21 protein-coding genes and 1 tRNA gene are annotated in these 24,217 nt (G+C 57.3%); 16 read left to right on the top strand and 6 right to left on the bottom strand.

The window, feature by feature from the left end:
* Positions 1-175: 175 nt before the first annotated feature.
* The 12 genes from BCS37_RS07655 (at position 176) to BCS37_RS07600 (ending at position 10,562) form a co-directional block, all read left to right on the top strand.
* A complete protein-coding gene (locus tag BCS37_RS07655) occupies positions 176-1,039 on the top strand; it encodes an NAD(P)/FAD-dependent oxidoreductase (protein WP_069180894.1) in 864 nt (287 codons plus the stop codon).
* A gap of 36 nt (positions 1,040-1,075) precedes the next feature.
* Positions 1,076-1,768 carry a Crp/Fnr family transcriptional regulator gene (locus tag BCS37_RS07650; protein ID WP_069180893.1) on the top strand — a complete coding sequence of 231 codons (693 nt, stop codon included), beginning with the start codon at positions 1,076-1,078 and terminating at the stop codon, positions 1,766-1,768.
* Positions 1,769-1,792: 24 nt separating this feature from the next.
* Entirely contained in the window at positions 1,793-2,497 is a 705-nt protein-coding gene (locus BCS37_RS07645) for a hypothetical protein (protein ID WP_069180892.1), read from the top strand.
* A gap of 36 nt (positions 2,498-2,533) precedes the next feature.
* A tRNA-Arg gene (locus BCS37_RS07640) sits at positions 2,534-2,608 on the top strand.
* A gap of 125 nt (positions 2,609-2,733) precedes the next feature.
* Positions 2,734-5,400, top strand: coding sequence for a hypothetical protein (locus BCS37_RS07635; protein WP_069180891.1), 2,667 nt, complete (start codon positions 2,734-2,736; stop codon positions 5,398-5,400).
* A 27-nt stretch (positions 5,401-5,427) separates the two neighbouring features.
* Positions 5,428-5,730, top strand: a complete 303-nt coding sequence (locus tag BCS37_RS07630; RefSeq protein ID WP_069180890.1) for a late competence development ComFB family protein — start codon at positions 5,428-5,430, stop codon at positions 5,728-5,730.
* A 163-nt stretch (positions 5,731-5,893) separates the two neighbouring features.
* On the top strand, positions 5,894-6,616 hold the full coding sequence (cysE, locus tag BCS37_RS07625; RefSeq protein WP_069180889.1) for a serine O-acetyltransferase: 723 nt from the start codon (positions 5,894-5,896) through the stop codon (positions 6,614-6,616).
* Positions 6,617-6,628: 12 nt separating this feature from the next.
* Positions 6,629-8,056, top strand: a complete 1,428-nt coding sequence (cysS, locus tag BCS37_RS07620; protein WP_069180888.1) for a cysteine--tRNA ligase — start codon at positions 6,629-6,631, stop codon at positions 8,054-8,056.
* Between the two features lie 6 nt (positions 8,057-8,062).
* Positions 8,063-8,560 carry a Mini-ribonuclease 3 gene (locus BCS37_RS07615; RefSeq protein ID WP_069180887.1) on the top strand — a complete coding sequence of 166 codons (498 nt, stop codon included), beginning with the start codon at positions 8,063-8,065 and terminating at the stop codon, positions 8,558-8,560.
* Complete coding sequence (gene thyX, locus BCS37_RS07610; RefSeq protein WP_069180886.1) at positions 8,550-9,188, top strand: FAD-dependent thymidylate synthase; 639 nt, start codon at positions 8,550-8,552, stop codon at positions 9,186-9,188. Before BCS37_RS07615 ends, thyX begins: the two co-directional genes overlap by 11 nt.
* A gap of 59 nt (positions 9,189-9,247) precedes the next feature.
* The gene (gene rlmB / locus BCS37_RS07605; protein ID WP_107528600.1) at positions 9,248-10,036 is read left to right on the top strand and encodes a 23S rRNA (guanosine(2251)-2'-O)-methyltransferase RlmB; all 789 of its coding nucleotides are present in this window, start codon (positions 9,248-9,250) and stop codon (positions 10,034-10,036) included.
* Positions 10,029-10,562, top strand: a complete 534-nt coding sequence (locus BCS37_RS07600) for an NYN domain-containing protein (protein ID WP_069180884.1) — start codon at positions 10,029-10,031, stop codon at positions 10,560-10,562. The genes rlmB and BCS37_RS07600 overlap by 8 nt, the downstream gene beginning before the upstream one ends.
* A gap of 60 nt (positions 10,563-10,622) precedes the next feature.
* Here the strand turns inward: BCS37_RS07600 and BCS37_RS07595 are convergent, their stop codons facing one another.
* The 4 genes from BCS37_RS07595 to BCS37_RS12070 are packed head-to-tail and all read right to left on the bottom strand — an operon-like array spanning position 10,623 to position 15,263.
* A complete protein-coding gene (locus tag BCS37_RS07595; protein ID WP_069180883.1) occupies positions 10,623-12,071 on the bottom strand; it encodes a TrkH family potassium uptake protein in 1,449 nt (482 codons plus the stop codon).
* A 6-nt stretch (positions 12,072-12,077) separates the two neighbouring features.
* Positions 12,078-13,517 carry a potassium transporter TrkG gene (locus BCS37_RS07590; RefSeq protein ID WP_069180882.1) on the bottom strand — a complete coding sequence of 480 codons (1,440 nt, stop codon included), beginning with the start codon at positions 13,515-13,517 and terminating at the stop codon, positions 12,078-12,080.
* The gene (gene trkA, locus BCS37_RS07585) at positions 13,517-14,866 is read right to left on the bottom strand and encodes a Trk system potassium transporter TrkA (RefSeq protein ID WP_069180881.1); all 1,350 of its coding nucleotides are present in this window, start codon (positions 14,864-14,866) and stop codon (positions 13,517-13,519) included. The genes BCS37_RS07590 and trkA overlap by 1 nt, the downstream gene beginning before the upstream one ends.
* A 25-nt stretch (positions 14,867-14,891) precedes the next feature.
* Complete coding sequence (locus BCS37_RS12070; RefSeq protein ID WP_159057716.1) at positions 14,892-15,263, bottom strand: hypothetical protein; 372 nt, start codon at positions 15,261-15,263, stop codon at positions 14,892-14,894.
* A gap of 48 nt (positions 15,264-15,311) precedes the next feature.
* Between BCS37_RS12070 and BCS37_RS07580 the strand changes: the two genes are divergently transcribed.
* Positions 15,312-16,061: an ABC transporter ATP-binding protein gene (locus tag BCS37_RS07580; protein WP_069180880.1), complete on the top strand. Its 750-nt coding sequence runs from the start codon at positions 15,312-15,314 to the stop codon at positions 16,059-16,061.
* Positions 16,061-16,804 carry an ABC transporter permease gene (locus BCS37_RS07575; protein WP_069180879.1) on the top strand — a complete coding sequence of 248 codons (744 nt, stop codon included), beginning with the start codon at positions 16,061-16,063 and terminating at the stop codon, positions 16,802-16,804. The genes BCS37_RS07580 and BCS37_RS07575 overlap by 1 nt, the downstream gene beginning before the upstream one ends.
* A gap of 50 nt (positions 16,805-16,854) precedes the next feature.
* On the opposite strand, the gene BCS37_RS07570 is transcribed toward BCS37_RS07575, so the two are convergent.
* Together BCS37_RS07570 and BCS37_RS07565 are read right to left on the bottom strand one after the other, a co-directional pair.
* Positions 16,855-18,471, bottom strand: coding sequence for a DUF4153 domain-containing protein (locus BCS37_RS07570; RefSeq protein ID WP_237142699.1), 1,617 nt, complete (start codon positions 18,469-18,471; stop codon positions 16,855-16,857).
* A gap of 68 nt (positions 18,472-18,539) precedes the next feature.
* Positions 18,540-19,127, bottom strand: coding sequence for a hypothetical protein (locus BCS37_RS07565; RefSeq protein WP_069180877.1), 588 nt, complete (start codon positions 19,125-19,127; stop codon positions 18,540-18,542).
* Between the two features lie 377 nt (positions 19,128-19,504).
* Here BCS37_RS07565 and BCS37_RS07560 point away from each other — a divergent pair, with 377 nt between their 5' ends.
* Together BCS37_RS07560 and clpB are read left to right on the top strand one after the other, a co-directional pair.
* Positions 19,505-21,394 carry a glutamine synthetase gene (locus tag BCS37_RS07560; protein ID WP_069180876.1) on the top strand — a complete coding sequence of 630 codons (1,890 nt, stop codon included), beginning with the start codon at positions 19,505-19,507 and terminating at the stop codon, positions 21,392-21,394.
* 140 nt (positions 21,395-21,534) lie between these two features.
* Positions 21,535-24,108: an ATP-dependent chaperone ClpB gene (gene clpB, locus BCS37_RS07555; RefSeq protein WP_069180875.1), complete on the top strand. Its 2,574-nt coding sequence runs from the start codon at positions 21,535-21,537 to the stop codon at positions 24,106-24,108.
* Positions 24,109-24,217 lie beyond the last annotated feature (109 nt).

Raw genomic sequence — 24,217 nt, 5'->3', positions numbered from 1 at the left:
CAGATTGGTGCGGTTTTGTCCTGCCAAGGAAACAAACCAGACGCATAGCCGCTCTGCTATGTGGAGGATTTGTTGATACAGGCAGGGTGAAAAGGATGCACCATGAGGATGGGCTGAATTTATTAGTGCCTCCCTTACGGGCGCCTCTTTTTCATACATTTAGGAGCAACAACCTATGCACGTTGTTATTATCGGTTCGGGACCTGCAGGTGTCTCTGCAGCCCTCTATGCGCGGCGCGGCGGTGCAGAGGTGACGGTCATCACGAAGGGGACGGGCTTTCTCGCCGCGGCTGAGTGGGTGGAGAATTACTATGGCTTTCCGGAACCGATTACGGGCGCGGAGCTGGAACAGCGCGGGATTGACGGCGCAAAGCGGCTCGGCGTGCATTTCGAGATGGATGAGGCGCTTGCGGTCCAACCCGCGGATCATGGGGCGGCATTTCTGATCGAGGGAGTGCGTCAACGCTACGAGGCAGATGCCGTCATTTTGGCGGCGGGGGCGCACCGCAAGATGCCCTCTATCGCGGGGCTCCGCTCATTCGAAGGGCATGGCATCAGTTACTGTGCGATCTGTGACGCATTCTTCTATCGCGGGAAAAATGTTGCCGTTATCGGTGCAGGAGAATATGCTCTGCACGAGGCGCAGATCCTCCTGCCGCACGCAGCGCATTTGACACTCCTGACGAATGGAGCCGACCTTACGGCAGCACTTTCGAGCGATATTGCGGTGAACACACGAGAGATTGCCCGCATCGAGGGCGAACGCCGCGTGCGGCAGATCGTCTTTGCCGATGATTCCCGCATGGATGTGGATGGTGTATTTGTCGCAGTCGGTACGGCGGGGAGCGTGGAACTGGCCCGTAAGCTGGGTGTACTGGTTCACGACGGGAAAATTCCCGTCGGGGAGCATATGGAGACGAATGTCCCAGGTATCTATGCAGCAGGGGACTGCACGGGCGGATTGATGCAGATTGCCAAGGCGGTCTATGAGGGCGCTGCGGCGGGGCTTGCCGCTGTGCACCATCTGCGCAGGGGATAGAAGAGTTTGTAAGGGGAGAGAAAAGGGGGGACGGATATGTCGGCACATGGCTTGAAGGACTTGCATTTTCAAGATTATATCGCTCGATTCGAGCTGTGGAATGCACTGGCCGATGCACAGCGGGAGCATCTCATCGCCCATACGCGCTTTCAGCGTGCGGTCAAAGGAGAGATCATTCATCGCGGTGCTCTTGCCAGTGCAGGTACGCTGCACGTCATATCCGGCGCTCTGCGTGTCTATATCCTCTCGGAGGAGGGGCGTGAGTTTACGCTTTATCTCCTGCGCGAGGGGGATATTGCGCTCCTTGCGAGCACAGCATTTCTCGGTGCGGTTTCCTGTGATATTGCGATTGAGGCAGCGAAGGGGACGGAGCTCTTTATCTCGGATACACAAGCTGTGCGTGAGATCTTTGACGCCAATCTGGCGGTGCGTGCCCATGCGTATGAGTATGCGGTTGCGCGCCTTTCGGAGATGCTCTGGAAGTTTCAGCAGATGCTCTTTACATCGGCAGATCGGAGACTTGCGAAATTCCTGCTCACAGAATCCGCACGTACGGCGAGCGATGAAATCCGTCTGACGCACGAGGAGACCGCACAGTATCTCGGGACGGCGCGGGAAGTCGTCAGCCGTCTCATCCGTGAGTTCAGTCAGGAGGGCTTGGTGCAGACCTCCCGAGGGCGCATACACATCCTCAATCGTGCGGCTCTGCAGGAGCGTGCGGGTGTCTGACCCGTGGAATCATCGGAGGAGCCTATGTTGATCTATCTTTTGACCGTTCTTGTCATCCTTCTGCTCATCATCTTGTTTCGATATCTGCCGCGGCGCGTCTTCCTCGTGTTCGTCCTGCTGCTTGCGGCGTTTGGCGGCATTGTCTTTCACCTGCAGACGGCAGAGCGCCCGCCTGAGCCGCTGACGGCAGAGGAGCGTGCTGCCATTACGCGCGAGCAGGAGCTCTTTATGCCGTGGTGGGGAACGTATCAGAAACAGATTGCCGAGCTGGACCGCAACTGGACGCGTTACCACCAGATCCTGTCCGATGCGAAGGAGGGGGAGACGGAGCTTGCGATTACCTATGCGCGGCTGGTTGATCTCGAACGGGATATGCAGGATCTGCATACGCGGATGGAAAAAAATTCTCCGCCGCTGGAACTTTCGGAGCACGTCTACGATCCTCTTGCGAGCATTGTCAGCAAGACGAACGACTATGTCGCAGACGAGCAGAAGGCGATCACGCTCACACGCGCTGCGGCCGATCCTGCTGCGATGAAGGAGAAAAATCCTGCTGAGCAGGCACGCCTCTTGGAGCTTGTCATGCTTCGTGAGTCGCCGGTGGCACTCTTTATCGGCGACGAGGTTGGGCTCATCCGCCGGTACTTTGCCCCTGTTTCACCGGCACATGAGGCGGCAGGGGAGCCGATTGCGGCGCAGGACGGTGATGAAAAATCTCTCGACAAATAGCCTGTTTTAAGCTATAATGCAGTCTGTGTCTTGATTGCGCTCGTAGTCCAGTGGATAGGACGTTAGCCTCCGGAGCTGAAAGCGTGGGTTCGACTCCCGCCGAGCGCACCATATGAAAATCTGTCCTGCGGGGTTCCGCAGGACTTTTTTATTAGGACGTTCTGAAAAAGGATTTTGATGGATGGTGAAGAATACTAACAGGAAGGGAAATTTATTTTTCGTTAGGAGATGAATGAATGGCGCGAAAAGAGGTGCAGGCAGCGGTGCGTCCGGTGCTCATGCGCAGCTTACATTTGAAAAAGAATGCGTTTCGGCAGTTTTTCTACGAGAGTTCGCTCCGTTTTGGAGAGCAGATTGGCAGGGATATTGCGGAGCTGAAGGATGAGACGGCATCCATTGTCAACAAGAAGTATATGTTCTCTCTCGCGACGGAGAAGAGTGGTGCACAGAGCTTTCTGAAGTGGATTGCGGACGAGTTCAATGCGGAGGATGTCTCGCACGAGCAGGAGGAGCGTCTGCGCCGTCTGGTGGCGGAGTATCCGAAGATCCGCTCCTACATCCGCATCGAGGAGGATCAGCTCCTCTTTGATCACAATCGGTTTGCCGAGGATGTGGTGGCAGGACGATTCAAAGAGACGATCTTTGGCATTACCTTCGATATTCAAAGCGTGATTGAGACGGCGATCAACACGGGTTCCGTAGCACTTGATTTTTCCATCGAGCCGTTCAAGAAGGCGCTCCTGTATACCGATCATGTGCGTGCAAACATTCAGCCCTATGCCGATCGCCTCCTGACGGATATGAGCCTCGGGCACTGGGATCTCTATGAGGAGCTGACGGAGGAGGGGCGCGAGGACAGCGTCTGTCTGCGCCTGCCGCCGACGGACTTCCTCGTCGCGCGCCCGCCGCAGATGGATGTTATCATGAACGGCACCTGTGCCATTGACTTCGGCACACGCAGCACCGTTGTCGTCTGCCGCGACCGCGAGGCGCGTCTCCTGCGCATCGGCAAGGGAGACTACGAAAACGAGCCGACGATTCAGGATTACGAGAATCCGACGGCGATCGAGCTGATCGACATCGAGAAGTTTAAGCAGCTCTATCGCGCGCGCGAGGGACGTCCCTATACGGAGTGGGCGCAGGTGACGGCATCCCATCAGGCGGCAGATGCGATCTTTGAGCGGCAGTCAACGGAGGGCATTGCGGTCTACTACTCCGTGTTCAGCGAGCTCAAGCGTTGGACGCGTGACACGGCGAACTCTCCGATCCTAAAGGACAGGCACGGCTATATTCAGGAGGTCAAGCCGTATGCGGAAACGCAGCCGCTCGATGCGGGCGGCTTTGATCCGATTGAGATCTATGCGTACTATCTCGGCCTCTACATTAACAATATGCACCGCAACATCTACCTGGACTACATCCTGTCCTTCCCTGTGGGCTATGAAAAGAGCGTGCGGGAGCACATCCGCATGAGCTTCGAGCGCGGTCTCCGAAAGACTCTGCCGAAGGCGCTGCTTGATGATCCCGAGATGATGCGCCGCTTCCGCGTGTACGATGGTGCCAACGAACCGGCGGCGTATGCGATCAGCGCGCTTGAGGCATACGGTCTCGAGCCAAAGCGTGTGGGTGAGGAGGTTGCCTACGGCGTCTTTGACTTCGGCGGCGGCACGACGGATTTTGACTTTGGTGTAGAGTATGTGCCGGAGAACGGACGCCGCAAGTTTGTCATCGAGCAGTTCGGCTTCGGCAGCGACATGTATCTCGGCGGCGAGAACATCCTCGAGCTGCTGGCATATGAGGTGTTCAAGGACAATCTTGCGGAGATGCGTCAACACAAGATCACATTTGCTCTGCCGCCCGAGAGCGAGACGTTCGCGGGGGCAGAGGCACTCGTGCGCGAGACGCGTGATGCTGCATCGCATCTCAACAATAAGATCCTCGCTGAGCGACTGCGCCCCTTCTGGGAGCGCCGTGAGGGGTATGACGAGTTCGCGGCGGGGGACAGCTTCGATACGCAGATCACGCTCTTCTCATCTGAAAAGACGGGAAATGCGGGCAATCGCGCCGAGATTCGTCTGCACATTGACGTGAAGAAGCTCGAGCGCACGCTCGAGGCTCGCATTCGCCGCGGTGTCGATAACTTCTTTCAGGCGATGGCAACGGCGTTCAAGGGCCGCGATGTGCGCCAGATCCACATCTTTCTCGCGGGCAACTCATGTAAGGCACCGATGGTGCGCAAGCTCTTCGATGAGTACATCGCGCGCCAGATCAATGCACTGCACCAGATGACCTCCGAGCGTCCTGCCGAGAAGTCAGACGCAGCGGGCAAGAAGCCGGAGGCGAACGGCAAGTTGTCTGCACAGCGCAAGGATGCACCGTTCCTGCTCTATCTCCCGCTTGGCATGGAGGATGCAGAGAAGGAGAAGAAAATTCTCCACGATGGCTTCGACCGCCTGCGCACAGGGAAGACGGGCGTGGCGTTTGGACTCCTGCGCTGCCGCAAGGGCGGGAAGGATGTCAAGATCATCAACAAGAATGTGGACGAGCATGACGAGCTTCTCTTCCCGTATTTCCTCGGAAGTCTGAACGAGCGCGGCTGCTTCAAGGTGGACATCGATGCGCGTGTCGACTACGGTGTGTGGACATATTTCACGTATGCGGACGAGGATGAGTTCGAACTTTACTATACGCAGGAACCGCGTGCGCTGAAAGGCCATATGAAGGCCGCGGAGGTGCGCATGGTGCGCTGCATGATCGACGCAGATGATGTGAATGATGACGATGAGGTGGGGGTCTACATCCGCAAGCGGTCACCGAACACGATCGAATACACGGTCGCCTCGGAGAAGAGCCTTGCGGCAAAGACTTACAAGGGAACGATTTACACCGTCCGTCTGGGCTGATTCGCTGCTCTGGAAAGGAGCGTCGTGATGCAACACCTGCCATTCAAAAACTATATGGAAGATGCTGTGGAGCACATGCTGAATCGTGTGGCGCCGCAGTATCCGGATGTGTGTATGTGCGATCGCTGCCGCACGGATATGATGATGATTGCGCTGAACAATCTCCCGCCGCGCTATGTCTCTACGCACAAGGGCTCTGTGCTGCAGCGTGCCAAGGGCATGGAACTCCAATACGAGGTGGAGGTTCTGACCGAGGTCATGCGTGCGGTACAGATCGTCGGCGGACAGCCGCATCACGGACGAAACGAAGAGGGACTGCGCGAGAACTGAGCCCCATATACCCAAAAACACCCGCAGATAAAATTTGTCAAGCGGGTGTTTTTTTGTTACAATAAAGGAGAAATCAAAGGCGATCTGCGCGTCGGCGTCTCTGAAGAGGCGCGGGCGTATTTCTTTTGTTGCGTGTATGGCATTCGGGAGAGAGGAAGCTGTTATGTTCGCGAGGATCAAGCGTGATATCCGCGTTGTCTTTGAGCGCGACCCTGCGGCGCGGAGCACGATCGAGGTATTGCTCTGTTACGGAGGACTGCACGCCATCTGGCTCCACCGCATATCACACGCGCTCTACGTACGCGGTTGGGTGCTTCTCCCACGCCTGATCTCAAATTTTGGACGGTTTCTGACGGGTATTGAGATCCATCCGGGCGCAACGATCGGCGAGGGGCTCTTCATCGACCACGGCACGGGCATTGTCATTGGTGAGACCGCAGAGCTCGGGCGCAACGTCACGCTCTATCAAGGAGTGACGCTCGGCGGCACGGGCAAGGAGAAGGGAAAGCGCCATCCGACCATCGGCAACAACGTTGTCGTCGCCTCGGGCGCAAAGGTGCTCGGTTCGTTTACCGTCGGCGATCACGCGAAGATCGGCGCCGGCTCCGTTGTGCTGAAGCCCGTCCCTGCGCGCGCAACGGTGGTCGGAATTCCCGGCCGCATTGTCGTGATGAATGGACATCGTGTCCGCACGGAGACAGAACTGCTTGAGGCACGGGAGCTTTCCCTCGCATACAATGAGAGTGCAGAGGAGATCGCGAGCGAGCTGGATGTCGATCTCGATCACGATATGCTGCCCGATCCCGAGGCGGAGATGCTCGAACAGATGCGGCAGGAGATTGAGTCGCTGAAAGCCCGTCTCTCCGAACTGGAAAAAGAAAAATAAAGGAGAGTTGTCATGCTTACCGTTTACAATACAATGACGCGAAAGAAAGAAGAGTTCCATCCGCTGCGCGCGGGGGAGGTCAGCATTTACTGCTGCGGCGTGACGCCGTACAACGATCCGCATATCGGCAATGCACGCCCCTTTGTCACATGGGATGTCATTCGACGCTTTCTTGCACGCAAAGGGTACAAGGTGCGCTACATTCAGAATTTCACTGATGTGGATGATAAGATCATAGGTGCTGCGAACCGTGAGGGCGTGACGTGGAAGGAGATCTCCGACCGCTATATCGCCGCTTACTTCAAGGCGATGGATGCGCTCAATGTGCGCCGCGCCGACGTGTTTCCGCGTGTCTCCGAGACAATGGAGGACATTCAGCGGATGATTGAGACGCTGATCGCACGCGGCTATGCGTATGCGACGGCGGCGGGCGATGTCTACTACCGCGTTGAGGCATTTGCACGCTATGGTTGCCTCAGCGGGCGCAGTCTCGATGATATGGAGGCGGGTGCGCGCGTCGAGGTCAACGAGACGAAGGAGAATCCGATGGATTTTGCCCTCTGGAAGGCGGCAAAGCCAGGTGAACCCTCGTGGGAGAGTCCGTGGGGGAAGGGGCGTCCCGGCTGGCACATCGAGTGTTCGGCAATGTCCGTGAAATATCTCGGTGATGCCTTCGACTTCCACGGCGGCGGCAACGATCTGATCTTCCCGCATCACGAGAACGAGATCGCACAGGCGGAGCCGTGCATTGACGGTGATGAGAAGTTTGCACGTTACTGGCTGCACAACGGATTCATCACGATTGACAACGAGAAGATGTCGAAGTCGAAGAACAACTTCTTTACGGTAAAGGATATCCTAAAGGAGTTCCCAGGCGAGGTCATTCGCTTCTTCATCCTCCAGACGCACTACCGCAGTCCGCTTGACTTCAGCGACGAGCGTCTGCATGAGGCGCAGACGGCACTCGAGCGTCTGTGCAATGCGAACGCGGTCGTTGCGGAGCTCACACAGCGCGAGGGAACGGCGAACACGGCTGCAGAGCTGGCGGCACAGGCGGAGACGTTTCTGCGGGACTTTGACGCAGCGATGGACGACGACTTCAATACAGCACTTGCAATCAGTCAGATGTTCGGACTCGCGAAGGAGATCAACCGCTACCATCAGGAGGTGGAGCGCGGCGCAGCATTTGATGCGGCGAACTTCGGGAGGGCGGCAGAAGCCTATCGTACGATGGCGGCGATCATCGGCATTTTCGAGCAGGCGGAGACGGCAGCGGATGATGGCCTCACAGATGCGTTGATGGATCTCATCATCGGCATTCGGCAGGAGGCGCGTGCAGCGAAAAACTGGGCAGTTGCAGACAAGATCCGCGATGGGCTCAAGGAGGCGGGCGTCGTGCTCGAGGACACGCCGACAGGCGTGCGCTGGAAAAGGGCTTGACCGCGCATGAAGTTTGAACGGTTTCAACAGCTTGTACGCATGATGTTCCTGCCGGATGAGGCGGGCAATATCCGCACACGCTATGAGAATGTGGATGCAGCGAATATACATCCGCTTGTTCTCGCATACATAGGCGATGCCTATTTTCATCTCTATGTGCGCATGCGGCTTCTCTCCTACGAGCAGACGCAGGTACAGGCGCTCCACGCATTCAGCGCACAGATCGTCTCTGCGCTCTGGCAGGCACGCGCCTACCGCGGCATCTCGGATATGCTCACGGAGGAGGAGCAGACAATCTATCGGCGTGCGCGCAATACGAAAAGCCACGCACCGCGCAGTGCATCCGTCGCGGACTATCATACAAGCACGGGCTTTGAGGCATTGCTTGGGAGCCTCTACATCCGGCAGGAGACCGAGCGCCTCGAGGAGATCACGGAGGCGGCATTTCAGATCATCGCGAAAGAGATGATGAGTATTCAGCAGGAGCAAACGCATGGAAATTAAACTGATTGCAAAGACCCCCAACTATCTGAAGACCTGTTGGACGGCGGCGCGGACGTGCTACAGCGCGGATTCACCGATCGAGCTGCTCGCACAGGAAAAGACGGACGAAGAGATGCTGCGTCTCTTAGAGCGCATTATGACGAGCAAGCATCTCTCCGTCATTGAACACTGCTCCATGACCTTTGCCGTTAAGGATGTCTCGCGCACACTGCTCGCACAGTACAGCCGCCATCGCATTGGTGTTTCACTTAGTGTGCAGAGTCAGCGCTATGTCTCCGAACAGTCCGCAAAGCAGGCGGACGGACTCTTTGGTCATGTTGTTCCGCAGACGGTGGCGGACAACAAGGAGGCATATGCACGTTATATGGCATGTATGCGTGAGATTCAGCAGGCATACGACGATCTTCTTTCCCTCGGCGCTGCAAAACAGGATGCTCGTTTTGTTCTGCCGGGCGGTGCGTGCACGAATTTTGTCACGACCCTCAATTTGCGCTCCTTTATGGATGTGTATGAAAAGCGCGTTCTGACACCCGGTGCACAGTGGGAGATCAAGGAGATGATGCTGTGCATGCGCGACCTGATCGTTGCCGCAGAGCCGTGGCTGGAGCGATTTGTTCCGCGCGGATAAGGTGGGGGAGCGCAATGAAAGCAAGGGAACAACGCGCGGAGAAACGTGCAGACAAACGCATGGAGAAACACACAGAGCAGTGCAGTGAGGAACAGCCCGCCCATATTCTTGCCGGACGGCACGCCATCGTGGAGGCAATCAAGGCGGGACGCGGCATCAATCGTATCCTTCTCGCGGACGGCCTGCATGGCAGCTCGGCGCATGAGCTGCGTGACCTCGCACATGAGCATGGCATTGTGGTCGACACGGTAGGGCGTGCAAAGCTCGATGCTGTCGTGCCGGAGGGCGTGCGCCATCAGGGCGCGATCGCCTATGTCGCACCCGTTGCCTACGTCGCCGTCGAGGAGATCATTGCGGCGGCGCGAGAGCGCGGAGAGGATCCACTGCTGCTTCTCCTCGACGGCATCGAGGATCCGCAGAATCTCGGGGCTCTGCTTCGCACGGCGGACGCGGCAGGCGTGCATGGGATTCTTCTGCCGCGCCGCCACAGCGTCCCGCTGACGGAGACGGTTGCACGCGTCTCGGCAGGTGCGCTCGAATACGTGCCGGTCGCACGCATCGGCAACATCGCTCAGACCATGCGCGCACTGAAGGAGCAGGGCTTTTGGATTGCGGGCGCGGATATGACGGGCGAGGAGATGTATGACCGTGCGAACCTCACAGGTGCACTCGTTCTCGTCATTGGGAGCGAGGGGCGCGGGATGAGCCGCCTCACGCGCGACCTCTGCGACTTCACCGTACGTCTGCCGATGCGTGGGAAGATCAACTCGCTCAACGCCTCGGCCGCAGGTGCGATTCTGATGTATGAGGCGCTGCGTCAGCGCACGGCGAAGGTGTGTCATGGCTAGGCAGCGGGAGCCCGAGTACTATCTCATCGACGGCTACAACGTCATCAACGCATGGCCGGAGCTCATCCGTCTGCGCGGCAATCTCGATGAGGCGCGTGATGTCCTCGTGCACATCCTTACGGAGTACGGTGTGTTTGAGAATTACGAGATGACGGTCGTGTTCGATGCATTCTTTACCGAGGATGAGGAGCATGAACTGCAGATCAGCGACCGTATGCGGGTTATTTACACGGGCGCGGGCGAGACGGCAGACAGCTGTATTGAACGGCTTGCCTATACGGCGGTGCGCGCGGGGCGCGAGGTGCACGTTGTCACCTCCGACGGCGCGGAACAGAGCGTTATCCTAGGTGCAGGCGCCTACCGCATCACCTCCCCCGAGCTGCGCCGCTCTGTGAAGAAGGCGAAGAAGCAGATGAAAGCGGAGTACATGAATCCGCACATCCAGCCGCTCGCCCGCAGCGAACTGCACGAGCGTATCGACCGTGACACGCTTGCGCGGCTTGAGGAACTGCGGCGTAGGAAATAAGAAGCGAAAGACAAAAACTCTTTGAACCATAAACGGCTCAAAGAGTTTTTGTATATGTGCTTACCACCGCTTCGTCTTGCGCCAGAACGAGGGCCGCAGCAGGATGAGCAGGGTGAAGATTTCGAGGCGCCCGAGGAGCATGGAGAGGCAGAGGATGCCCTTGGCAAAGTCCGAGAGCGGTGCGTACGTAGAGGTTGCGCTCACAATGCCGAAGGCGGGGCCGATGTTGCCGAGCGTCGTGATCGCAACGGCAATCGCATCGAACGGCTGCAGTCCGTCCATCGTGAGGAGGAGTGCTGTCACGAAGATGATTGTAACGTAGAGGAAGAAGAATGTCCCCACGCGCAGCAGCATCGCGCCGTCTACGTGTGCACCGCCCAGCGAGATGTCGACGACACGGTGCGGGTTCAGTTTTTGGAGGATCACAGCGCGTGCATTGCGAACGAGGAGAATGATGCGTGCGACCTTGATGCCGCTTGCAGTTGATCCTGCACAGCCGCCGATTGTCATGAGGAGGAGGAGCAGCAGCTTCGAGAAGGTCGGCCACATTTCAAAGTCCGCCGAGACGAAGCCTGTTGTTGAGAGCGATGTCACTTGAAAGACGGCGAAGCGTACGGCTGCCGTGAAATCCATCCCCATCTCTGCAATGAGATTCAGAGCAATGAGCAGCACCGAGGTTAGGATTATGCCGAGGTAGGTGCGAAACTCCGTGTTGCGAAGAATGACGGACGGACCTTTGACCCATGCGCGATAGTAGAGGGAGAAACTGCCGCCTGCGAGAAACATAAAGAGGGCAGTCCACAGTTCAAACGGGAGATTGTGAAAGTGCATCGTACTGTCGTCGTATGTCGAAAAGCCGCACGTTCCAATTGTCGACATTGCGTGCGTGACGGCAATGCTGAACTCGACGCCGCAGAGCATGAAGATGAGGGTTGTAACTGCTGTAAAGACAAGGTAAATCTTAAAGAGTGCCATAGTCATATCGCGCAGACGCGGCATGACGCGGTCCATCGTCGGCCCCGCACCCTCGGCGTTGTACATATAGATTGTGCTTGCGCCGGACTGCGGCAGGAGCGCGATGAAGATGACGATGATGCCAAGACCCCCGATCCACGCTGTCATCATCCGCCAGAAGAGAATGCTGTAGGGGAGATGTCCGAGTGAAGAAAAGACGGTTGCACCTGTTCCCGTGAACCCTGAGATGCTTTCAAAAAGGGCGTCGAGAAAGCCGAGGTAGTTGCCGAGGAGATAGGGGAGCATGCCGAGGAATGTCCCGGTGAACCAACCGAATGCCGTGATGGCGATGCCCTCGCGTGCCGTCAGTTCGTCGGCGGGGGTTCCATAGCGGCGGAAGCCGACACCGAGGAAGACACTGACGAGGACGGACAGCATGAATGCCTGGCGGCTCGGCTCATTGCCTGCAATCGCGAGTACAAGCGGAATCACGAGCGCTGCCGCCATCGCGAACGAGAGACGCGAGAGAATGTAGTTGACCGTGTAGATGTTCATAGATTGCTACCACGTATGTGCTGTATCCTCGAAGAGCGATCCGAGGAAGAGGAAGAATGCGAAGATTTCGATGCGGCCGAGGATCATCAGCAGGCTGCATATCACCTTTGTCCAAGCGGGCAACATTGCAGCCGTATCAAGATCTGTGAGCGAGGCGACACCGCCCGTCGTCGTGAGACACGAGACCGTCAGTGCAATCGTCTCGATGGGGCTGAGACCTGCGAGGGCGATGAGGAGACTGCTGAGGGAGAAGACGGCGGCGGAGATGAATGCGAGCACGAGAATCCGCCCCGCTGAGTGCAGGGGAACGATTCCGCCGCCCTGCCGCACGGCGAACACCATGTGCGGGTGGAGGGTGCGCAGGAGCTCCGTCCATGCGAGGGAGAAGAGCACGAGTACGCGCGATATGCGAAAGCCTCCCGCTGCCGAGCCCATGCAGCCGCCAATGACTGCAAGCAGGATGAGCAGCAGCGCAGCACCGCCGTGAAGCGGGACTTCCTCCTGCAGCATCAGGCCGTTTGTCGACAGAAAAGAGGCAGCATAAAAAAATCCGTAGCTGAGCGCACCCGTAATCGGCTGCGTGTCGTGCAGTATGGGGAGAATGGAGAGCAATGCTCCCGCTGCGAGAAGGAGTACAAAGAAAGAACGCAGCTCCATATGACGTGTGAGTGACGTTCCCGCCCTCCGGCGCAGCATTTGCCAGAGTGTGAGCAGCGGAAGCGCGGAGAGCAGGGCGACGAGCCCCGCCCCAAGCATGAGCAGCGGCTTGGGCGAAAGCCCTCCCGTCATCGGTCCCGCGCCCGAGGAGATCGTAAAGAGTGCGAGGATAAGCGCAGGGAAGATTTCATCCCCCGCTGCGAGATAGATTAGGACGGAGACAAGGGTGATGGCGCTGTAGAGCAGCATCATTTCGCGCATGGGACGCGTCATACGATTCCAGAGCGGACTGAAGAGGCGTTCCTGACGCACGTTGAAATCCATGCCGAAACAGCCGCCGACCACAGGAAGCACTGACACGAGAATGACGATAAAGAGCAGCCCGCCGAACCAGCTCATGAGCCCCCGCCAGAGGATGAGCGAAGGAGGGAGCGTATTCCCGAGCGTCGTCATGCCCGTCGTCGTAAGCGCGGAGATGCACTCGAAGAACGTATCCACGGGGGAAAGATGCAGACCCGCCAGATGGAACGGCAGCATGCCGAGCAGGGCGAGCAGGAACCAGACGGCAAGAAGGAAGAGCGTGCCCTCCTGTACCGAGAGCTGGCGCATATGGCTGCGCCCCATATTGCCGAACACCATGCCGAGGATTGCCGACAGCACGCCGAGCGCGAGAAATGACCCCGCAAGCGGATCTCCGAACGCGAAGCCGTAGCCGAACGGGATGAGATAGAGCGGCGCAAAGACATATGCTGTGCGCCCCATGAGCACCCAGAACAAATCAAAACGCATCAGTCGTCTCCAAAATAGGCAAGTGCCTTCTTCGCGAAACTCTTCAGGACAAAGAGAATGACACGATCGTTCGGCTGGAGCTCCGTCATGCCATTCGGGATTGCAGCCTCCTCGTCACGTACATAGGCACAGACCAGGCATTCGCGCGGGAGATTCGCATTCATCAGCTTCTTGCCGACAACGGGAGCACCGGCACTGACGATTACCTCGAGTGCCTCTGCGCGCGCACCCTCCAAGAGGGTCACACGCGTTACGTCGCCGCCGCGCGCGTAGGCAAGCACCTCACTTGCTGAGAGCAGACGGGCCGAGAGTGCGATGTTGACGCCGACCTTCTCCATGAGGTCGATGTATTCATTGCGGTCGACGCGTACGACTGTCTTGATCTTGTTGTTCGAGAGATGGCGTGCGAGGAGTGCGAGCATCAGGTTCAGTTTATCGTCCTCCGTCAGGCAGACGATGACATCCGCCTCGGCAACGCCCTCCTCCGTCAGGAGGTCGATGTCCGTTCCGTCGCCGCAGATCGCAAGCCCAGTGGTCAGCTTTTCCGCAAGCAGTTCGCAGCGCTCGCGATTTCGGTCGATCACCTTTACCTGTACACCCTGCCGTTCGAGGAGGAGAGCGAGGCCACGTCCCGTTCGTCCTGCGCCGATGATGGCGGCACGTTTCAATTTGTGCGTGTCGCTCGGCACGAGGCTCTGACTGAACTCTTCGATGCGGTCGGGCAGACCGATGAAATAGGCATTGTCTCCAGGGAGGAACATGTCATCACCGTGCGGAATAATCATGCGGTGATCGCGGAAGATCAGTCCCGCGAGTACGCCATGCGGCAGTTTCAGCTCTTTGAGCGGCGTGCGTGCGATTGCGGAGCGGCGACGGATGCGCGTCTCGAAGAGGCGTACCTTGCCCTGTGCGAAGTCCTCCACGTTAAGTGCGGCGGGGGTCATGAGAATGCGGGAGATTTCGTTTGCCGTGATGAGCTCCGGGTTGAGCACGAGATCAATATCAAAATTTTCTTTGAGATACTGTCCCGCCTCCACTGTAATATTCATGTCGCGGATGCGTGCAATCGTATGCGTGACGCCGTGTTTTTTTGCGAGCACGCAGGCGACGATATTCACCTCGTCGCTGTCTGTGACGGCGATGAGAATGTCCGCGCTCTTGATGTCGGGATCGTTCATCGTGAGCGGGCTTGCGATATTCGCCTCGATTGTCAGCACGTCGAGTGTCGTCTTTGCTGCCTCGAGCTGGCTCTCTTCGCCGTCCACCACCACGACATCCATCCCCTCCTCCGAAAGGAGTGCTGCGATGCTGTAGCCCAGCCGTCCCGCTCCCGCAATTACAATACGCACAATGAGCCCCTCCTGCGTTTACCGATTAAAATATAAAAAAGTATACCATAGATTTGTGGCAAGTGAAACTCATATTGTGGTGCGTACACATATAAAACGAGCATTCTTTCTGGACCAGCTGCATGAGAATATCTTTGGTGGGGCGGTGGTTTGCGCGTTTTTCCTTTTCTGGTGAGGTGTTGGCATGAGATGGATGATCAAGGCGGGCATGTTTGGTGAGGGCGGGGCGCAGCGCGGTGATGCGACGGCGATCGGCTTTGCCTAAAACCTTTTCTCTCTGATTGTGACGATTTCGGCATCCTCGGCGAATCGTTTTCTGTTTGTCGATATGATGTTGATTGACTTCAAAGCGCTGCGCTTTTGTGTAGATGGTGCTCTTTTTTGTCGAAATGGACATTTTGTGTTAGACTATCCCTAAGAAAAGATTTTGTGATGGGGTGATGGAGTGCTGTGTTTTTCCGGGGTGTCCGTGGACTATGGAACGGGGACGGATGCTGTGCATGCAGTTGCGGACACGTCGCTCTGCGTCGAGCGTGGGACGGTGCTTGCACTCATCGGTGCGTCGGGCTGCGGCAAGTCGACGCTGCTGCGCGTCGGGGCGGGGCTGATCCGTCCGACGGCGGGTACGGTGACGAGCGAGGGCGCGCTCATCGATCCGCGTACGCTGCGCATCGGTTTTCTGCCGCAGAACTACGGTCTGCTTGCGTGGAAGACCGTCCGCGAAAACATCCTGCTCGGCGTGCAGATCAAGGGAGAATGGAATGCACAGCAAATGAACACATTCGATGAGATCGTCTTGGATCTTGGGCTGTCCGAGCTGCTCACGCGCTATCCGCGTGAGCTCTCGGGCGGACAGCAGCAGCGCGTGGGGCTTGCGCGTGTCTTTCTGCTCGCACCCGATCTCCTGCTGATGGATGAGCCGTTCTCCGCACTCGATGCGATTACGCGTGAATCCATGCAGGAGGTCTTTCTCTCGCTCTGGAAAAAACACGCTGTCACGACCGTGCTTGTGACACATTATGTGGAGGAGGCACTGACGCTTGCAGGGCGGATTGCCGTCATGACGGGCGCACCGGGACGCGTCACAGAGATCATTGACAACCCCTTTGCGGGCGACCTTGCACATCGCTCCTCGCCGGAGTTCTTTGCGATGGGGCAGGAACTGCGCGCAAAGATCGCGCGAGGAGGCGTGTGATGGCAAAGATTTCGCTGCGAATGTTTGCATGCGGTATTTTCTTGTGTCTTGCATTCTGGTGGGCTGTTGCGCAGCTCCTTCAGATGCCTGTGATCCCTTCGCCTGAGCTGGTGCTCTTGCGTCTGGTGCAGAAATTCCCTGACACGATTGCCGTTCACGCGGGCTACAGCCTTCTGCGTATCGTGCTCGGGCTGCTTGCTGCCGTTGCCGTAGGGTATCCCGTCGGCATTGTGATGGGGTATTTCCCACGCGTGAACCGTCTGCTTGCACCCACCCTCTACCTGACCTATCCCGTGCCAAAGATCGCGCTCCTGCCTGTTGCTATGCTGCTCTTTGGTGTTGGGGAGGCGAGCAAGCTGCTGCTCGTATTTCTCATCATTGTCTTTCAAGTTGTCGTCGCCGTGCGTGATGCCGTGGCGGCGATTCCGTCTGAGACTTACGCGCCGCTGCGTGTGCTCGGTGCCGCATTCCCGCAGATCGTGCGCCATATCATCGTGCCCGCCTCGCTGCCGAAGTTTATCACGGCGGTGCGCGTGGCGATGGCGACGGCGATCTCCGTACTCTTCTTTACGGAGACATTCGGCACCCAGTATGGCATCGGCTACTACATCATGGATGCATGGCTGCGCGTGAACTACCTCGATATGTACGCCGGGATCGTCGTCCTCAGCATGATGGGCCTGCTGCTCTTCATCCTGCTCGACTGGACAGAGCGGCGGCTGTGCGCGTGGAATCGGCAATAAATACGAAAAGAGCGACCGCAGTGAGTGCAGTCGCTCTTTAGCATACATTCTCAGCGGATCAGAACAAAGCCGGACGCATGTACCCAATGAATGCTGCCGGTTCGGCCCCATTCAATGACGGCACTCTCAAAGCAAATGAAATAAACATCCGTTTCATAATCCATAATCGGTAGGGTTTTGTGTTCCTTCCCATATTCGACTAAGGCAGTGCCATAGGGACTCAGATCAATGCGCACCTCGGTTCCGTCTTCTCGTTGGAGAGTCAAGAATCCATCGTTGTTGATATTGTGTGTATCAAAAGGTATGAGCCTTTGGTAGCCTGCAACAGAGTGTTCCTGAGAGCTCTTCGCATAGAAAGAAAATGTCTCATTGTGCGTATTGAAATTGGCGGCGAGCACCTGTGCGGCAAGCGGAGAGGCATCCTCACCAATGTAGCGCGCAATGTCGGCAATCTCTGCAATGGTCTTGCGCGGGAGATCATCTCTCTTTATCACCTGACCGTCCTGCAGGAGATTGTTCTCCGTAAGGATCTGCGTGAGCCGTGCCTCCTGACTGCGGAGCGGTACGTCGACGACGTTGAGCGGGGTGAGACTGAAGATGAGCGCGAGGATGGCGGCGCAGAGGTATACTTGCTGGGGCTTTCGTCGAAGGAAGGCGACGGCAAGCGCATAGATGCCGCAGAACGTACAGATCATGGAGGTGTAGCGCAGCGTTGTCAGCCCGTATGCCTCATAGCGGAGCCATACGCCGTAGATCTGGATGGCTAGGATGGGGAGGAAGAGGAGAAGCCCCCATTTCAGAAAGCGGGAAAAGAGGGGAAGACGCTCCTGCGCGGCAAGCGTGCCGAAGAAAAAGGCGAAACCGAGGAGCGCGAACGAAGCGTACCAATTCATCGTGCCGACGGGCATTTCGCCCGCGCCGATAATCTTGCCGACGTAGAGGTAGAGGACGAGGAGCAGGAGGAGATAGACGGGGAAGAAGAGATAGAGGAGCAGCTTCTGCGTGGCGGCGGGGAACTGATAGCGTGCGCCCGTACTTGGCAGTGCGGCGAGGAATGCGGCAAGTCCCCAGCCGCCGTATGCAATCAGACCGGAGAAGAGATAGGTTGTCTCGGGCAGCCATCCGTCCGCATCGGTGACGATCAGTGCCCAGAATGCGGCGACACAGAGGATGAGTCCGAGAAAGAGCAGGATGCTCGTCGCGATGGAAAAGGCAGCGGCAAAGAGGAGGGAGGGAAGTCCTGGGGCTTTGTTTGCTCGTTCGAGAAGGAAGAGTGCGAGGAAGGCGAGTGCGAGATAGATGCCCTGTGTCCCAACGATCAGATGGCGGCTCGGATTTTCCACGCCATACCACGCATAGGCAAGGAGGAGGAACAGAACGGCAGACGATGCCGCATGCAGCAGCAAGGATTTTTTCACGGGAAATACATCCGTGAAGAGGCGGAACATGACCGCCGTCATCCATGCGCCGAAGACGGCGGGGGCGAGGCGTACGAGATGCTCGAAATAGTCGCTGTGCCAACCCTCCGCATACAAATCGGGACGCAGCAGGATAATGCCTGCACCGACGAGGAAAAGGACTGCCTGCCAAAAGACGGCGACGGGGAAACGGCGGATGAGTTCATGCGCCCGCCCCTTCAGCTGCAATATGCGTATGGTGATATTCATAGCCATCATCCTCTCTGTGCATTGGTATTCGTTTGCGTCAAGGAATTACTGAATTTATCAGTGCTCCTTTAACCCAGCATTTGTATAACTGACCCTGCCCGCGGCTCTTCCGAGTTATCTGCATCGCCGGCATATTCCTTTGCATCGCTGACCTCGACAAAGCAGAGTGCATTTCGGTCAAAGTCCCAATGCGGCGTACGGTACCAGCGATTCATCAGTCTAACGTGTGCCTGTACGCGCTCCTCAAAGTGCTCCGGTGAAAAGACAGGTCGGATCAGACGAAGATACAGTTCAAATGCGGCGAGCCGCGTATCCTCAATGGCGTTATAGACATACGACCTTCGCTCTGCATAGAGCCATTTTCCGTTTTCGGCGCGTACTCTTACATAGCGCCATTTTTTTGCATTTTCTGTACGGTGTTCCAGTTCCAACGCATAGCCGAGCAGCTCACAAACGTGATCAAACTGCCACAGTCGAAGATCCTCCTCGTCGCGTGCCGCGTACTCCAGTGTGTCCGGCTCGCCGCGCTCACCCTCCGACATGACGTTCCTGCCGTCTAAGTAATAGCCGCCAAAACTGTCTATGTCCCGATCTGCAAATTCTTTCGGCAGGTGTGAGCGAATCCATGTCCAATCTACATTCAGCTTGCTTTTCACGGCATCTTCTTCTCTCTCTTTATTATGTATGTCTTTCTATAGGAATCGCTGATAAAATGAAGTCCGTCAGATTGGCGTAGATTTTTTCGTCCGAACAAGGAGGCAAACCGGACGCATAGCCAAAGCTATGTGGAGGATTTGCCGACGAAGTGCGGGCAAAAAAGATGCGTCAAGATGATGGTGCTGAATTTATCAGTGCTTCCTATATTCTATGTGTATAGGGAATCGCCGTCAATGCGTACAAAATTAAGGAAATGAATACTTCTTCTCAATATCTTTACAACGACCTCCGAAAAATGGTAAGATGGGCGCGTGTGGTTTTGCCGTGCGGACAGGGATCTGTTCGGTGTTCTTTTGGAAAAAGGTGGTACGCAAAGATGAACGAGCTTCTCTATAAAATTCCTGCCAATACGCCGCGTGAAGAGGTGATTCGTCAGCTCAAGGCGCATCCCGAAGTGCGCTTCGTATCGCTCGTCGGCATCGACATGGCGGGCAACGATACCGATGAAAAGATTCCCGTACGGATCTTCATTGAAGACATTGAGAAATTCTACAACGGGACCGCTGTCCAGACGGACGGCTCCTCTGTCGTTCTGCCGAAGATCGCGACGATCAACAATGCGAAGGTGGATCTTCCGATTGATCCCGCAGTCAACTGGTTCGTGGACTACGATCCCGAGGGGGCGGATGAAGAGACGGGGCTGCCGATTGGGACGCTGCGCATTCCCTCGTTCATCATACACGAGGAGAAGCGTGTCGACTCGCGTGCCGTGCTCGTGGATACGCTCGCCTATGTGAAAAAGGAACTTCTCGACTTCTTCCACGCCAATCCGAAGATCTCGGGTGCGCCCTCTCTGAATGGTGCGGACATCGTGGATATCGCGTTCACGTCGGCGACGGAGCTCGAGTTCTGGGTCAAGACACCGCTCGACGACAACGCATCCATTGAGGAGATGTCCGCCTCGCAGGTGATGAACGAGCAGTATTGGGAGCGCACGCACGGCGCGGTTCGCACGGCACTTGAGGACTGCCTCATCCAACTTGACAAATACGGCTTCCACATGGAGATGGGACACAAGGAGGTCGGCGGGCTCAAGGCGCAGATCGATGAGAGCGGCCGCATGACGCATGTCTGCGAGCAGATCGAGATTGACTGGCAGTATGACAGTGCCGTGCAGGCGGCGGACAATGAGCTGTTCGTGCGCACGTTTGTCCGTGAGATATTCCGTCTCTACGGCCTCGAAGTCAACTTCAAGGCGAAGCCGCTGATCGGGCTCGCGGGCAACGGCGAGCATACGCATCTGAGTCTTGCCGCGATCACGAAGGACGGCAAGCGTCACAGCCTCTTTGCCGCCGACGATCAGAATGCGGACTATATGAATGCAGTCGGCTACGGCGCACTCATGGGCCTGCTCAAAAACTACGAGGCGATCAACCCGTTTGTCTCGGCGACAAACGACGCGTTCAACCGTCTGAAGCCGGGCTTTGAGGCTCCGGTCTGCGTCGTTACCTCGTTCGGCGCGTCGCCCGCGATCCCGTCGCGCAACCGCACGGTGCTTGTGAGCCTTATCCGTGACCTCAAAAATCCGCTCGCGACGCGCTTCGAGCTGCGCGCGACCAATCCCTACTCGAACACCTACCTTGTCATAGCTGCCTCCTATCTTGCGATTTTCGACGGCATCAAGCATACGGCGGGACGCAGTACGACGGAACTGCTCGCGGAGCTGTCGAAGCAGCCGGGGGAGAAGGGGCTCTACCTCGAAACCGACCGCGCCTATCGGAGCGAGGAGGACGTATTCGAACACTATACGGCGGATGAGCGCGACGCGCGTTTCGGAAAGCCGCCCGCGACGGTCTGGGAGAATATGCTCGGCTTCGATCTCTACCCAGAGAAGGTGGCAGTGCTCACACAGGCGAATACGCTCCGACCGCAGATCATCGATTCGTTCCGCACGGGAGCACTCCTGCGCTGGAAGATCGAGCTCATCAGCCGCATCATTCCGGAGAACCGCAACATCGTCCGCCGCATGACGGAGATCAAGAGTGACTTTGTGACGGATCAGGACGCCTATATGTGGAACAAGATCCACGACTTGCGCATCTACCTCGCAAAGGACACAATCGACGACAAGGCTCTCTTTACGCTGCTCATCAAGGCACTCAATGAGGGGGACTATCCGACGGCATCCGCGCTGCAGCTTGAGATGTACGCGAAGATGGAGGAGCTCAAAGGGCTCTATGAGTGCTATAAAAAGAATATGATCTGAATGTATGAGGCTCTGTTCAACGAAGGCAGAGCCTCTTCTAAAAAATAAAGGTCAAAAAATCAAAGAAAACATTTGACTTTTTGACCTTATCTGTTATAATGGATTCAAGAACATCAAAATGAATGGCGGAGGAATGCATTATGGAACAGGATAAATACACAGCGCGTACGCTTGCGGCACTGCAGTCGGCACAACAGATCGCGGCGATGCGCTACCATCAGGAAATTACATCAACACATGTGCTGCTCGCACTCGCGAAGGAGCCGGAGGGACTGCTCGCAACCATCTTTGATGTCTGCGGTGTTGATCTGCCTCTGCTCAAGGCACGGCTCGAAAAGGAGCTTGCTTCCATTCCAAGCGTGCGCGGGACGAATCGTCTCGGCATGGGGATGGATATGGTGCGCGTGCTCGGGCGTGCTGAGGAACTGGCGAAGTCGATGAAGGACGAATACGTCTCGACCGAGCATCTGCTGCTCGCACTCGTTACGGACGGGAGCGACGAGGTGCAGGCGATTGCGCGCGAGTTCCGGCTGACGAAGAGTGCCGTGCAGGACGCGATCCAGAAACATCGCAAGCAGAACGTCACGAGCGACAACCCCGAGGAGGGGTACCAATCGCTTGAGAAATACGGGCGTGACCTGACAGCGGCGGCGCGTGCGAACAAGCTCGACCCCGTGATCGGGCGCGACGAGGAGATTCGCCGCTCGATTGAAATTCTCTCGCGCCGTACGAAGAACAACCCTGTGCTCATCGGTGAGCCGGGTGTCGGCAAGACGGCGATTGTCGAGGGGCTTGCCCGCCGCATCGTGGCGGGGGATGTGCCCGAGTCGCTGAAGAACAAGACGCTCTACTCGCTCGACATGGGCGCACTTGTCGCGGGAGCGAAATTTCGCGGTGAGTTCGAGGAACGACTCAAGGGTGTGCTCAATGAGATCGCAAAGTCCGAGGGGCAGATACTGCTCTTCATCGACGAGGTGCATACGGTCGTCGGTGCGGGCGCAGCCGAGGGCGCGATGGATGCGGGCAACCTGTTGAAGCCCCTCCTCGCACGCGGTGAACTGCGCTGCATCGGTGCGACAACGCTGAACGAGTACCGCAAGTACATCGAGAAGGACACGGCGCTCGAACGACGCTTCCAGCCCGTCATGGTCGGTGAGCCGAGCGTGGAGGATACGATCTCGATTCTGCGTGGGCTGAAGGAGCGTTACGAGGTGCATCACGGTGTGCGTATCCGCGATGCAGCACTTGTCGCGGCGGCGACGCTCTCCGATCGCTACATCTCCGACCGTTTCTTGCCGGACAAGGCAATCGACCTCGTCGACGAGGCGGCGGCAAAGCTGCGCACGGAGATCGAGTCCATGCCCGCACCGCTCGACGAGATTCGGCGCAAGATCCTCCAGCTCGACATCGAGGAGGAGGCACTGAAAAAGGAGACGGACGAGGCATCGAAGGAAAAACTCGCCGCTCTTGTTGCAGAGAAGGAGCAGCTGCACGCCGAGGAAGCGAAACTCCAAGCAAAATGGGAGAGTGAGACGCAGGCGATCCTGCGCGTGCGTGCCATCAAGAAGGAGATGGATGAGCTGCGCGGCGAGATGGAGGCGGCGGAGCGTGCCCAGAACCTCGCACGCGCCTCGGAGCTGAAATACGGCAAAATGCCGGAACTCGAGAAGAAGCTCGCGGAAGAGGAGGCGGCGATTGCCGCGAAGGCGGACGGTGAGCGGATGCTCAAGGAGGAGGTCGGTGAGGAGGACATCGCGCGTGTTGTCAGCCGTTGGACGGGCATCCCCGTGACAAAGATGATGACGGGCGAACGCGAGAAGCTGCTCCGCCTTGAGGAGGTGCTGCACGAGCGCGTTGTCGGACAGGACGAGGCGGTGACCGCCGTCAGTGAGGCAATCCTGCGTGCGCGTGCGGGCATCAAGGATCCGAACCGTCCGATCGGCTCGTTTATCTTCCTCGGTCCCACGGGCGTGGGCAAGACCGAGCTTGCAAAGACCCTTGCCGAATCGCTCTTTGACGATGAGCGGAGCATGATCCGCATTGACATGAGCGAGTACATGGAGAAGCACAGCGTCTCGCGTCTCATCGGCGCGCCTCCGGGCTATGTCGGCTATGATGAGGGCGGGCAGCTGACGGAAGCGGTGCGCCGCCGCCCGTACAGCGTGATCCTGCTCGACGAGATTGAGAAGGCACATCGCGACGTGTTCAACGTGCTGCTGCAGATTCTCGACGATGGGCGTCTGACGGACGGCAAGGGGCGCGTCGTGAACTTCAAGAACACCGTCATCATCATGACGAGCAATCTCGGCTCGCACGAGATCCTGAGCAAGGACTATGCGGAGGCGGAGACAGCGGTGCGCGCACTGCTCAAGGAGTATTTCCGTCCCGAGTTCCTGAACCGCGTGGACGATACGATCGTGTTCAAGGCGCTCACGAAGGACGATGTGAAGCGCATCGCGGCAATCATGCTCGCGGCGCTCAGCAAGCGTCTTGAGCGTCAGGCGGATATTCAGCTGACGTGGGACGATGCGGCGATTACGGCACTTGCGGACGAGGGCTTCGACCCCGACTTCGGCGCGCGTCCGCTGCGTCGATTGCTGACGCACACAGTCGAGACCTCGCTCTCGAAGAAGATTATTGCGGGCGCGGTGCGCGGTGGTGACACTGTGGAGCTTGGCTTCGACGGAACGGAGTTTACGTTTAAGACCCTCTAAATATCTTGAGACTGCTCTTTTCGGGGCAGTCTTTTTCTTTGTTTCGTACCAAAGGTTACAGCCTTTCTTCACTGACCTGCGTTATAATCGTCACACAGAGATGACAAAG

Origin of the sequence: Selenomonas sp. oral taxon 920, from assembly GCF_001717585.1 — a bacterium.
Taxonomy (GTDB): domain Bacteria; phylum Bacillota; class Negativicutes; order Selenomonadales; family Selenomonadaceae; genus Centipeda.
Note: the sequence above shows the minus strand (reverse complement) of the source record. Positions and strands in the feature narration are given on the sequence as shown.